Annotated in this window: 10 protein-coding genes; 1 reads left to right on the top strand and 9 read right to left on the bottom strand. The window is 42.1% G+C overall.

Annotated features, from left to right (window positions below):
• Positions 1-25 precede the first annotated feature (25 nt).
• The 4 genes from pflA to parE form a co-directional block, all read right to left on the bottom strand.
• On the bottom strand, positions 26-781 hold the full coding sequence (gene pflA, locus IGI94_RS06025; RefSeq protein WP_008379682.1) for a pyruvate formate-lyase-activating protein: 756 nt from the start codon (positions 779-781) through the stop codon (positions 26-28).
• Between the two features lie 104 nt (positions 782-885).
• Positions 886-3114 carry a formate C-acetyltransferase gene (pflB, locus tag IGI94_RS06020; RefSeq protein WP_008379680.1) on the bottom strand — a complete coding sequence of 743 codons (2229 nt, stop codon included), beginning with the start codon at positions 3112-3114 and terminating at the stop codon, positions 886-888.
• A 270-nt stretch (positions 3115-3384) separates the two neighbouring features.
• The gene (gene parC / locus IGI94_RS06015) at positions 3385-5847 is read right to left on the bottom strand and encodes a DNA topoisomerase IV subunit A (protein WP_005236805.1); all 2463 of its coding nucleotides are present in this window, start codon (positions 5845-5847) and stop codon (positions 3385-3387) included.
• An 11-nt stretch (positions 5848-5858) separates the two neighbouring features.
• Complete coding sequence (gene parE / locus IGI94_RS06010; RefSeq protein WP_438899545.1) at positions 5859-7886, bottom strand: DNA topoisomerase IV subunit B; 2028 nt, start codon at positions 7884-7886, stop codon at positions 5859-5861.
• A gap of 284 nt (positions 7887-8170) precedes the next feature.
• On the opposite strand from parE, the gene plsY reads away from it, so the two are divergent.
• On the top strand, positions 8171-8809 hold the full coding sequence (plsY, locus tag IGI94_RS06005) for a glycerol-3-phosphate 1-O-acyltransferase PlsY (RefSeq protein ID WP_008379676.1): 639 nt from the start codon (positions 8171-8173) through the stop codon (positions 8807-8809).
• 52 nt (positions 8810-8861) lie between these two features.
• Here the strand turns inward: plsY and IGI94_RS06000 are convergent, their stop codons facing one another.
• From IGI94_RS06000 to xerC, 5 genes are read right to left on the bottom strand one after another with little or no spacing between them, the layout of a single operon-like run.
• A complete protein-coding gene (locus IGI94_RS06000; RefSeq protein WP_008379674.1) occupies positions 8862-9737 on the bottom strand; it encodes an aldose 1-epimerase family protein in 876 nt (291 codons plus the stop codon).
• An 11-nt stretch (positions 9738-9748) separates the two neighbouring features.
• Positions 9749-10540, bottom strand: a complete 792-nt coding sequence (gene codY, locus IGI94_RS05995; protein WP_005236817.1) for a GTP-sensing pleiotropic transcriptional regulator CodY — start codon at positions 10538-10540, stop codon at positions 9749-9751.
• A gap of 13 nt (positions 10541-10553) precedes the next feature.
• Entirely contained in the window at positions 10554-11951 is a 1398-nt protein-coding gene (gene hslU / locus IGI94_RS05990; RefSeq protein WP_438899543.1) for an ATP-dependent protease ATPase subunit HslU, read from the bottom strand.
• Positions 11952-11965: 14 nt separating this feature from the next.
• A complete protein-coding gene (gene hslV, locus IGI94_RS05985; protein ID WP_005229630.1) occupies positions 11966-12508 on the bottom strand; it encodes an ATP-dependent protease subunit HslV in 543 nt (180 codons plus the stop codon).
• 22 nt (positions 12509-12530) lie between these two features.
• Positions 12531-13469, bottom strand: a complete 939-nt coding sequence (xerC, locus tag IGI94_RS05980; protein WP_005236822.1) for a tyrosine recombinase XerC — start codon at positions 13467-13469, stop codon at positions 12531-12533.
• Position 13470 lies beyond the last annotated feature (1 nt).

Here is a 13470-nt window from a genome sequence, read left to right as displayed (position 1 = left end):
AGCAATCTCTTCTTTCCTGTTTTGATCAACGGGTTAAGTAGCCTTTATAGTCATCTACATGGAGCAAACGTTTGGCATTTTTCACCCGATCTTCGGTTGGTGGTTCGATCCCTTCAAGGGGATATTTCAAGCCTAGCTCATCCCACTTGTATTTCCCCATCGTGTGATAAGGTAAGATCTCAACTTTATCGACATTCTTCAACGTCTTGATAAATTCATCCAAACGGATCAAGAAGTCATCATAATCGCTTCTAAAAGGAACCAGCACATGACGAATCCAGACGGGCTGATTGATCTCTGAAAGATAATTTGCCATATCCAAAATATTATCATTGGATTGGGTGGTCAGCTCTTTATGGGCTTTGTTATCGATATGTTTGATATCAAACAACAGCAAATCAGTCACAGTCATCAACTCTTGAAACTTACTGAAAAAAGGCTCTTCTCGTGTAAATGGTTTTCCGCAAGTGTCCAGTGTTGTGCTGACCCCTTCTGCTTTGGCTTTGCGAAACAGATCGATCAGAAAGTCCATTTGAAGTAACGGTTCCCCACCACTAACGGTGATCCCACCTTTTTGTCCCCAGAATTCGCGATATTTCAACGCCTCTTCTAAGACGTCATCGGTCGTTCGTTCGATACCCGTGCCAATCTTCCAAGTATCTGGATTATGACAAAACTGGCAACGCATGCGGCATCCTTGCATGAATACAATAAAACGGATACCTGGTCCATCTACTGATCCAAAACTTTCTGTTGAATGTACTTGTCCTGTTACTGCCATAATGCTCTTCCTTTCTTCGAAACGACGGATAACCATGCTCCGTCTGATACTCTCAAAACAAGAGGCGGCGGATTTTCCCGTCCGCCGCCTGAAGTTGTTGCTTATTACATTGCTTCGTGCATTGTACGAGCAATGACATCATCTTGTTGTTCTTTGGTTAATTTAATGAAATTAACCGCATAACCAGAAACCCGAATCGTTAATTGTGGGTATTTTTCTGGGTGAGCTTGCGCATCAAGTAATGTATCACGGTTAAATACGTTGATATTTAAGTGGTGACCACCTTTTGCTGCATAGCCATCTAGCATTGTTGCTAGGTTTTCTTGTTGTGTCTCATCGTCACGACCTAATGCTTTAGGTACGATTGAGAAGGTGTTTGAAATACCATCTAATGAGTAATCATATGGTAATTTCGCAACTGACGAAAGACTTGCTAATGCACCATGCGTATCGCGGCCATGCATTGGGTTTGCACCTGGAGCAAATGGTGCACCTGCACGACGTCCATCAGGCGTGTTCCCTGTTTTCTTCCCATAAACCACATTAGAAGTGATTGTAAGGATCGAAGTTGTATGTTTTGCATCACGATATGTTTTTGTGCGTTTTACTTTCTTCATGAAAGCTTTCAACAAGTTGACTGCGATATCATCTACACGGTCATCATTGTTTCCGTATTTAGGATAATCGCCTTCGATTTCGTAATCTTCAACAATGCCGTTTTCATCACGAATCGTACGAACTTTGGCATATTTAATCGCTGATAATGAATCAACTGCAACAGAGAAACCAGCGATACCAGTAGCCATCGTACGTAGAATATCTGTATCTTGGAGCGCCATTTCAATGCGTTCATAAGAATATTTGTCATGCATGTAATGAATGATGTTCAATGTGTTCACATACAGATCACAAATCCAGTCCATCATTGTGTCATATTTTTCCATTACTTCGTTGTAATCCAAGTATTCAGAAGTAATTGGTTGGAATTTTGGTCCAACTTGTGCTTTTGATTTTTCATCGACCCCACCGTTGATTGCATACAACAATGTTTTCGCTAAGTTGGCACGAGCACCAAAGAATTGCATTTGTTTCCCGATGCGCATTGCGGATACACAACAAGCGATTCCGTAATCATCGCCCCAATGTCCACGCATCACATCATCGTTTTCATATTGAATCGCTGATGTTTGGATCGACATTTTCGCACAGAATGTTTTGAAGTTATGAGGCAAACGTGTTGACCATAAAACAGTCAAGTTTGGTTCTGGTGCTGGACCTAAGTTTGCTAGCGTGTGTAAGAAACGGAAGCTGTTTTTTGTTACCATGTGGCGTCCATCTTCACCCATACCAGCGATTGACTCAGTTACCCAAGTTGGGTCACCAGAGAACAATGCGTTGTAATCAGGCGTCCGAGCAAATTTCACAAGACGTAGTTTCATGACAAAATGGTCAACGATTTCTTGTGCTTCTTCTTCAGTGATCACGCCATTTTTTAAATCGCGTTCAACATAAATATCAAGGAAAGTTGACGTACGTCCCAATGACATTGCCGCACCATTTTGCTCTTTGATGGCTGCTAAGTAACCAAGATATAACCATTGGAATGCTTCTTTCGCCGTTTGAGCTGGTTTAGAAATATCAAATCCGTAAATGTTTCCTAATTCTTTCAATTCGCTTAAAGCGCGAATTTGTTCACTTAATTCTTCACGTTGGCGGATAATGTCTTCAGACATGGTTCCGTTTCCGCAATACAATAGGTCTTGTTGTTTTTCTTTGATCAAGAAATCCACTCCGTATAATGCAACACGACGGTAGTCACCAATGATCCGGCCACGGCCGTATGCATCAGGAAGACCTGTGATTACACCAGAACGACGAGCTGCTCTGATTTCAGGTGTATAGGCATCAAATACCCCTTGGTTATGTGTTTTACGGTAGTCGCGGAAAATGTGAGAAACTTCCGCATCGATTTCATAGCCGTAAGATTCTGCTGCTTGTTCTGACATGCGGATGCCGCCAAATGGTTGCAAGCTGCGTTTAAATGGTTTTTCCGTTTGGAAACCAACAACTGTTTCTAAGTTTTTGTCTAAGTAGCCAGGTCCATGAGAAGTAATCGTTGAAACGACTTTTGTATCCATATCCAATACGCCGCCAGCTTCACGCTCTTGCTTGTTCAGTTCCATGACTTGATCCCATAGCTTCGTCGTTGCTTCAGTAGCATCTGCTAGGAATTCATCTGTTCCGTCATAAGGTGTGTAGTTTTCTTGGATGAAGTCGCGTACGTTTACTTCTTCTTTCCAAGTTTTTCCTTTAAATCCATTCCATTGTTCCATCTGATGGACCTCCTTAAATTTTCTGTTCACTAATGTAACAGCTTTACGTGAACAGTATAACACACACCCTAATGATTGCAAGTGTTTTCAAGAATTATTTTGAACAATTTAGTTTTTTTTAAGATTTTTATTATTAAAAACGTTGATTTATAAGCATTTATCAAATGTGAATCTTTTATTAAAGTGCGTTTTTTATTAATGTGAAAGATTAATTAAGGGGCAAAAAAGCAACCATTCTGTACTGGTACAGAATGGTTGCTTTGTTATAATTTATAGTACAGAATCCTCTGCGATTGCAGGACTGATTTGTGTTTTCACTTCGTAGATTTGCCCCCCTGTTTTCTCATCCATGATAAATGAGCCGTTGGAGGTCCGATCATTGATCGGGATTTGATTCGTGATGACTTCAAAGGCTTGTCCTTTTTGGTTGGTTACCAGTAGCTGCTGGTTCTCTCCATTCCCCATATAGACTACGCGATGAGGGTTTTTCTTCAATTCCCGTAAGACCATCAATCCACGCTTCGCCCGTCCTAATTGGGTGATCTCTTGGGCTAGCATGCGTTTTGCTGCGCCACGTTGGGTAATCAGAACGATCGGTGTATCCCCTTCTGAATAAACTAACAACCCATTGATAAGATAATCATCCGCTTTAAGGTTCATCGCTTTGACCCCAGCTGCTTTTGGTCCCACAACGGGCACTTCATTAAGCGAATACCGTAAGCCAAAGGCAAGATGACTGACTAAAAAGACATCCATTTCTTCTGTTTGATCAGTCAAAAAGACATTGACTAATTCATCTGATTCATCTTTCAGCTTCATGATCGTCATTGGCCGTGTCTTATAGGTGCGCCAAGGTTCAAATTCCGTCATTCGTGTTTGTTTAATCATGCCGTTTTTACTGATCAGCACAAAGTTTTTCAACGGATCGATCTCTTTGTAGGCAAAGACCCCAATGATCATTTCATCTTGCGCCAGTGTCATAACCGTTTGCGAAATATGTTCGCCTAGATCTTTCCATTTTAAATCAGGCAATTCATGAACCGGACGATAGATCGTGTTTCCTTTATTGGTTACCAATAACAGATGATCCAACGTATTCATTTGGTTGCTGTAAAGTAAAGAGTCGCCTTCTTTCATGCCGATCTCTTCTGGTTTTGAGGCACCGTAAGAACGCAAACTGCTGCGTTTGACATAACCGTCTCTTGTGACTGTCACGACGACTTCTTCTTGCGCGACTAAAACTTGTGTTTCGATCTTGATTTCTTGAATTTCGGCTTCGATCTCAGTCAATCGCGGTGTCGAATATTTTTTCTTGATCTCCCGCAATTCCTTTTTGATCACTTTCAGTAATTCACTTTCCTCATTTAAAATCGTTGTCAATTCAGCGATCGTTTCAGCAAGTTCTTTCGCCTCTGCTTGCAATTGTGTGATATCCGTATTGGTCAAGCGGTACAACTGTAAGTTCACAATGGCTTCTGCTTGCTCTTCCGTAAAACCGTGCTGAACAACCAGATTGTTTTTGGCATCTTTTTTGTCTTTACTGCCGCGAATGGTGGCGATCACTTCATCAAGAATCGATAAAGCTTTGATTAACCCATCGACGATATGCTGTCTCTTTTGGGCTTTTTGCAGTTCAAAACGACTGCGTTTTTCGATCACTTCACGCCGATGCTTGATGTAGCTTTCTAAAATCCGTTTCAAACCGACTTGTTGGGGGCGCATATTGTCGATAGCCACCATGTTGAAGTTGTAGTTGATCTGCAATTCGGTATTTTTAAATAAATAATTTAAAATTCCTTGTGCATTTGCTTCTTTTTTCAGCTCGACAACGATCTGCAAACCAGTACGGTCAGTTTCATCACGCACTTCAGCAATCCCGTCGATCCGTTTATTCAAACGAATCTCATCCATTTTTTTGACTAGATTGGCTTTATTGACCTCATAGGGAATCTCATTGATAACGATTTGCTGCTTGCCACCTTTGATGTCTTCGATCTTGGTTTTCGAACGCAGGATCACTTTGCCTTTGCCTGTTTCATAGGCTTTTTTGATTTCTTCTTTCCCTTGTAAAATCCCTCCTGTTGGAAAATCAGGGCCGGGAATATACTTCATCAGCTGATCCAAAGAAGCTTGCGGATGGTCGATCAAATAGACCGTTCCATCAATGATTTCCCCTAAATTATGGGTGGGAATTTCCGTTGCATACCCAGCTGAGATCCCAGTTGAGCCATTGACTAACAGATTTGGGTATTTTGCTGGTAAGACAGTTGGTTCTTTTTCGGTATCATCAAAATTCCACACCAATTCGACGGTGTTTTTTTCGATATCTTTTAACAGCTCACCGCTTAATTCTGAAAGTCGTGCTTCGGTATAACGCATGGCAGCTGGCGGATCACCATCCATACTCCCGTTGTTTCCGTGCATTTCAATCAAAATCTGACGCAATTTCCAGTCTTGGCTCATGCGGACCATTGCTTCATAAATACTCGAGTCACCATGGGGATGAAAGTTCCCCATGATATTCCCGACTGATTTCGCTGATTTGCGGAAGCCTTTGTCATACGTATTGCCGTCTTGGTTCATGGCGAACAAGATGCGCCGCTGAACCGGTTTTAACCCATCACGAATATCTGGCAATGCCCGTTCTTGAATAATGTATTTGGAATATCGACCGAAGCGATCTCCCATCACTTCTTCCAATGTCAATTCTTGTATATTGCTTCTGTGTTCCAAGAGACCACCTCCTATTCCTTAACTAAATGTTTGCTTTCTGCTTGTTCGGTATCCATTAACTTTTCATCAACTAATTCCGGTACCGTATCTTCTTTTTTATCCAAAATACTGCCATCTTCTTCTAAACTGAATTGAACATGGCTTTCGATCCACTTCCGACGAGGTTCTACCTTGTCCCCCATCAGTGTGGTGACACGGCGTTCTGCTTGGGCCGCATCATCGATTCTTACCCGAATCAGCGTCCGCGTTTCTGGGTCCATCGTCGTTTCCCACAATTGATCGGCATTCATTTCCCCCAACCCTTTGTAGCGCTGAAGCATATAGCCTTTACCGATTTTTTGGGTCAGTTTGCTTAGTTCATCATCCGTCCAAGCATATTCGACTACTGCCTTTTTCCCTAACCCTTTAGACACTTTATACAAAGGTGGCAAAGCAATGTATACTTTTCCCGCTTCGATCAAAGGTTTCATATACCGGTAGAAAAACGTTAAAAGCAGCACTTGGATGTGCGCCCCATCGGTATCCGCATCGGTCATGATAATGACTTTGTCATAATTGCAGTCTTCAATCGAAAACTCTGGGCCAACACCGGCACCGATAGTATAGATCATGGTATTGATCTCTTCATTTTTCAAAATATCCTGCATCTTGGCTTTTTCTGTATTGATAACTTTGCCTCGTAACGGTAAAATCGCTTGGAACTTGCGGTCACGGCCTTGCTTCGCTGACCCGCCGGCTGAGTCCCCCTCCACCAAATACAATTCATTTTTCTTAGGATTACGAGACTGAGCAGGCGTTAATTTTCCAGAAAGCAGTGACTCACCTTTTTTGCGTTTCTTTCCTGTGCGGCTTTCTTCTCTCGCCTTTCTGGCAGCTTCACGGGCCTCTCTTGCTTTGATCGCTTTACGAACCAGCATTTGACTCATTTCACTGTTTTCTTGCAGGTAATAGCCTAGTTGCTCGCCAATCACATTGTCTACAGCATTTCTTGCTAAGGGTGTTCCTAATTTCCCTTTGGTCTGCCCTTCAAATTGCAAAAGATTTTCTGGAACACGGATCGACAACACGGCCGCTAAGCCTTCACGAAAATCACTACCTTCAAGGTTCTTATCTTTTTCCTTCAACAAATTGACCTTGCGGGCATATTCATTGAAAGCTTTCGTCATTGACGTTTTCATCCCCACTTCATGGGTACCACCATCTTTGGTACGTACATTGTTGACAAAGGACAAGACATTTTCCGAATAGCCATCATTGTATTGAAAGGCAAGTTCTACCTCGATTGCTTCTTTGGTACCGGAAAAATACACCACCTGGGTCAAGGTATCTTTTTCTTCATTTAAATAATCAACGAATTCTTTGATGCCTTCTTCATATAAAAAAACTTCATGAATTGGTTCTTCCCCACGTTCATCCGTCAGGGAGATTTTGACCCCTTTTAGCAAGAAAGCCGATTCTCTTAAACGTTCTGCGAGAATTTCATAGGAGAATTTGGTTGTTGAAAAGATCGTGTCGTCAGGTTTAAAGGTGACTGTGGTTCCAGTTGGTTTACGAGTTTTGCCGATTTTTTTCAAAGTACCCGCTGGTTTCCCACCGTCTTTGAAGCTCTGTTTGTATTCGATGCCATCACGAACGATGACTACTTCCAGCCAGCTGGATAGAGTATTTACAACACTGGCACCAACCCCATGAAGGCCGCCAGAAGTTTTGTAGACTCCTTGGCCAAACTTCCCGCCGGCATGTAGCACTGTGAAGATCACTTCAACAGTAGGGATTCCCGATGCATGTGTCCCGACCGGCATTCCTCGCCCGTTGTCTCGAACACTGATACTATTGTCTTTGTGGATCGTAACATCGATTTCATTGCCGTATCCTGAGAGTGCCTCATCAACCGCATTATCGACGATTTCATACACTAAGTGATGTAAGCCGCGGCTATCGGTCGAGCCGATATACATTCCTGGCCGTTTTCTTACTGCTTCTAGGCCCTCTAAGACCTGAATGGAAGCATCATTATATTCTGTGGTTTTCTTTGCCAAACCCACCGCTCCTTTAATCTTGATCAGTCCTTTTTTACTGCTGAAAGGACTGCAAAAAAAATCTTAACACAAAATACGCTTTTTTCAAGCGAACATTTTTCTAAACTATCTTATCCTTTTTCCTTTGTTTGCACAAGCTAGAGTCACAAAATGGCTTGTTTGTGTTTCACAGCTCCGAGGAAAGCTGTTTTTCTTCTTTCCCTGACTAGCGAAAGATTTTCTTATTGTTGGAAAGGCGTTTTCATGCTAAAATTGCCCTAGCCTTGCAAAGAAAGTTGGTTATTATGAATACGATTCTTTTATTTATTGTTGCTTACCTTTTAGGTTCGATCCCCTCGGGTGTTTGGATTGGCCAATTGTTTTTCAAAAAAGATATTCGCCAATTCGGCAGCGGCAATACGGGAACGACCAATACATTTCGCGTTTTAGGAAAGAAAGCCGGGATCGTTGTTTTATTGATGGATATCTTAAAAGGAACTTTGGCAACCAGTTTGCCTGTCCTCTTTGGTCTCCATACCGTCAATCCGCTCTGGTTTGGGGTCTGCGCGATCTTAGGTCATACCTTTCCGATCTTTGCCAAGTTTAAAGGCGGCAAAGCGGTGGCGACAAGTGCTGGGATGCTCTTAGGATACAATCCGCTCTTTTTCATTTATTCTTCATTGATTTTTGTTATCTGTCTTTATGTGACAAGTATGGTAAGCCTGACCAGTATGATCGCGGCGTGTTTGATCACCTTATCGACGGTCGTTTTGCCTTTTATCGCCCCTGCGATATTGCCTGAGCAAAACTGGTTGCTGACCTTCATCGCGATCGGCGTAACGATTTTTATCTTTATTCGCCATCGCGAAAATATTTCACGTATTAAAGACGGGACTGAAAGTCGGGTACCGTTTGGTCTGAATAAGCGTCAAGCGAACAAATAAGCAGAAGCTGAGAAAAGTGCAATGACTTTTCTCAGCTTCTTTTTGCCTGCTTTTATTTGACTGTGATCGAGTACTTTGTTTCAAATAACTCCTCAGGCGAAAGTGCTTGAATACCCAATTTTTCTGAAAGCTCACCGGAAGCTTCCAGTGTATCTGCGATACCGCACCATGGTTCTATACATAGAAACGGCGATTTTACGGGATACGTGGACCAAAAACCGACATACGGCATATTATTGTAGCTTAACGTAACACTATGAGGCGATTTCTCACTGCGAATCGAGTAGGAATGTAATCCTTTCGTTTCATAAACCAGCGCATCATTTGCAAACATATCGTGGGTCAAGCGCAAATCCGTATTCGTTTGACCGAGTGTGCGTTGTTCATAATCAATATAATTGCCTTTTAATGGCAATTTCACTCGTGATTTTTTTGGAGAAAAAGAAAGGTAGTAGTCTTCAAATGTCAGCCCTTTTTCAAGTGGGACGTTGAATGCAGGGTGTCCTCCAATGGAGAAGAATAGTTCTTTTTGACCGCTATTCTTTACTTGGTATTTGACGACTAAGCCATCACCGCCTAATTCGTAACTGACATACAGCTGAAAATCAAACGGATACTTCACTTTGGTTTCAGTTGAACTTTCTAATAGAAACAAGGCATAGTCTGTACGTTTTTCAACGACAGTAAACACCATGTCTCTGGCAAACCCATGACGGGGCAAATGATAACTTTTGCCCTCATGCTGATAGGTGTCCTCTTTTAAGGCGCCAACAATCGGAAATAAGATTGGCGCATGCTTTCCCCAGTGGTTTGGATCAGCTTGCCAAATATATTCAAGGTCATTGCTTGTATCAACTAAGCTTTGTAGCTCAGCCCCTTTTTCTGCAATTTTTGCTTGCAGATGACCCGCCGTGATGGTAACTGTCATGGTCTCATCTCCTAATATTGATGTTTCGTCAATTCCTCTTTAAAGCGGCTGTTAAGCACTTTTAAATAGGTGCCTTTCATCCCCAAAGAGCGGGATTCTATAATGCCGGCAGACTCTAGTTTACGCAAAGCATTTACGATCACCGACCGTGTAATTCCAATGCGATCAGCGATACTTGACGCGGTCAGACGACCTTCGTCGCCTTCTAATGCCTCAAAGATCGCTTGAACAGCTTTCAACTCACTATAAGAAAGGGTGTTGATTGCCATTTGAACAGCTGTGGTACTGCGAACATCTTCTTCGATACTGCGGGATTTTTGGTACAAGAATTGCATACCAACAACTGTCGCACTGTATTCCGCTAATACCAAATCGTCGTCATCAAAGGACTTATCGATTCTGGAAAGAATGATCGTACCTAAACGTTCTCCTGCACCGTAAATCGGTACGATGGTCGTTAGTCCGTTGGGATACAACTCACGGCCTTCTACAGGAAAAGCGGTCATATCATCACTGATTGGCACATTAGCTTCTGTGGAAGTCAGGTGATCGACTAAATCTGTATAATTTTTAGGAAACTGTTTTTCAACAAACATTTTTTTGATGCGTTCATTATTGACATCATGGTTCTCAACAAAACCTAACACGCTACCGTCAATGCTAATAATATACGCATTGCTGTCTAGGATGTTTCCTAAAATGACAGCCATCTTGTCGTAAGGCAAATCAGAAGCTAAATTAAAGGTGTTTTTTTGCTGCAATAATTCGTTGATTTGTCTTGTCTTTTCTAATAATGTTTTCATTGGTCCGCTCCCTTTATAAAATATACCGGCTTAAGTCTTCATCTTTTGCGATGGACGCAAGTTTTTCTTCCACATACGCTTCTGTGATGGTGATTTCACCCATTTGCATCTCAGATGCTTCAAATAATAAGTCTTCAAGTAGTTTCTCTAGAATCGTATGCAAACGACGAGCACCAATATTGTCGGTATCGCGATTCACTTGATAAGCAATTTCGGCAATTTTCTCGATAGCTTCCATCGTAAAGACTACTTTGACATTTTCGGTTCCTAACAAGGCAATGTATTGCTTGACTAAGGCATTGTTGGGCTCCGTTAAAATTTTAACAAAGTCTTCTTTTGTCAAATCATCTAGTTCCACACGAATCGGGAAACGCCCTTGCAATTCAGGGATCAGATCGCTTGGTTTCGACAGGTGGAATGCCCCAGAAGCAATAAAAAGGATATGGTCTGTTTGTAGGGTTCCGTATTTCGTATTGACTTGCGATCCTTCAACGATCGGCAAGATATCTCTTTGCACCCCTTCACGAGAAACTTCTCCTGACTGCTGTGATTTCGAAGATACTTTGTCGATTTCATCTAGAAAAATGATGCCACTAGATTCTGCTAAACGTAATGCTTCACTATGAATATCCGCGTCGTTGACCAGTTTTGAGGATTCTTCTTGAATCAGCAATTCTCGTGCTTCTTTTACGGTTACTGTGCGTTCAATTTTCTTTTGCGGTTTCAATGCTCCTAAGGTTTCATTCAAATCGATCCCCATTTGTTCTAAGCCATTGTTCATCATCGGTGCTTGATTTTTCGGCTCATCGACTTGGATCGTCACTTCCCGGTTGTCTAAAAGGTCCTTTTCTAATTGCTCAAAAATGGCTTGACGGTTGCTGCGAATCTCATCCGTCAATTCTTCTTTTGGCTCTTCTGGTTGTTGTGCGGCGTTGAACATATTCATCATTTGTTCATAAGGATTGGTATTCTTTTTCTGTTCCTTTTTAATACCAGGAACTAAGACTTTTACTAAACGACGGTTGGCTTTTTTCTCTGCTTGGATCCGCACGTTTTTATATTGTTCTTTTTTCACGATTTGGATCGCATTCTCAACGAGGTCACGTACCATCGATTCTACGTCTCGACCGACATAGCCGACTTCCGTGAATTTCGTCGCTTCTAACTTAACGAAAGGTGCATCAACGATCTTTGCTAAGCGTCGCGCAATTTCCGTTTTACCAACCCCTGTTGGTCCGATCATCAAAATATTTTTTGGTGTGACATCTTGTTGCATCTTTTCATCTAATTGCAGCCGGCGGTAGCGATTTCTCAAAGCAACAGCCACTGATTTTTTGGCGTTGGTTTGTCCAACGATGTATTCATCTAACTCTTTCACGATTTCTCGTGGTGATTTGTTTTGGTTTGTCATATCGTCATCCCTCTTTAAAACTCTTCTACAATGATATTGTGATTCGTAAAGACACAAATGTCTGCGGCAATATTCAAGGCACCTTCAGCAATTTCTTTGGCAGATAGTTCACCGCCATAACGTTTCATCGCACGGGCTGCTGCCAAGGCATAGTTTCCACCTGAACCGATGGCTAAGATTCCTTCATCTGGCGAAATGACTTCGCCTGTCCCAGAGACCAAAAGCATCTCCTTATCATTCATGACGATCAGCATCGCCTCTAATTTTTGCATCGACTGCTGAGTCCGCCATTCTTGTGCCAATTCTACTGCAGCTCGTTGCAAATTTCCGTTGTATTCATTTAGTTTTCCTTCAAATTTTTCTTCCAAGGTAAAGGCATCTGCCACACTGCCGGCAAAACCAACGATCACTTCACCGTTGTAAATTCGACGGACTTTCCGAGCGGTTCCTTTCATAACGACCTGTTCTCCCATCGTTACTTGTCCGTCACCGGCCATGGCAAATTTCCCATCTTTTTCAACCGCACAGATGGTGGTTGAATGAAATTCTGACTTCATTTATGTTCCTCCTGTACCAATTTTACGCGCGTGGATGAAATTGGCGATAATTTTTTTGTAAACTGTCTTTGGTGACATGCGCATAAATCTGTGTCGTCGATAGATTGGCATGCCCCAACAATTCTTGAACGGTCCGCATATCGGCGCCGTTGTTTAATAAATGGGTTGCAAACGTATGCCGAAGCATATGAGGATGGATTTTACTGTCTAAACTGCTTTTTCGAATGATTTGATTCAAAACATATTCGATCCCAGTTGCAGTGATCCCGTCACCAAGATGATTCACGAAAAGGATCTCGTGTTCCTTGTTCTGCTTTTCCATCAGCTGTTTGCGTCCTGAGGAAAGATAGCGTTTGACTGCTGCTTGTGCGTAACTACCGAAAGGAACATAGCGATCCTTATTCCCCTTCCCATGGATCAGTAATACGCCGCTTTCCCAATCGATTGCCCCCAGTGTGAGACTGCTGCACTCACTGACCCGCAAACCTGAACCATAAAGGACTTCTAACAATGCTTGATTGCGCTGTTGTAGTGGCTCATCGCCAGCAACACTTTGAAAGAGAGCATCCATTTCCTTCTCATAAAAAAAACGCGGCAATTTGGCGTTTTTCTTTTTTAAATGAATGTAGGCGAAAGGATTCTCTTTGACGATCTCATGCTTGGTTAGAAACTGATAAAAAGATCGCAAACTAGCCATTTTACGACTGATGGAATTACGGCTGTACTCTCGTTCCGTCAAATAGCTTAAATAGACGCGAACATCGCGGTATTCCACTGCTAATGGGTCTTCATTGCCAGACTCTTTTAAGAAGTGAAAAAAATCGCCCATATCTTCTTGATACGCTTTTTTTGTCTTTTCCGAATACCCTCTTTCAACAATAAGATAACGAAAAAACTCTTCTTGAAACTGATCTGTTTGCAAATTAACCCCCCTTTTCATGATTCGAAATAACTTTAGCATA

It is taken from the genome of Enterococcus sp. AZ149 (assembly GCF_051714285.1).
Taxonomy (GTDB): Bacteria; Bacillota; Bacilli; order Lactobacillales; family Enterococcaceae; genus Enterococcus_D; species Enterococcus_D entomosocium.
The sequence above is the reverse complement of the archived record's forward strand: the minus strand, read 5'-3'. Positions and strand labels throughout refer to the sequence as shown.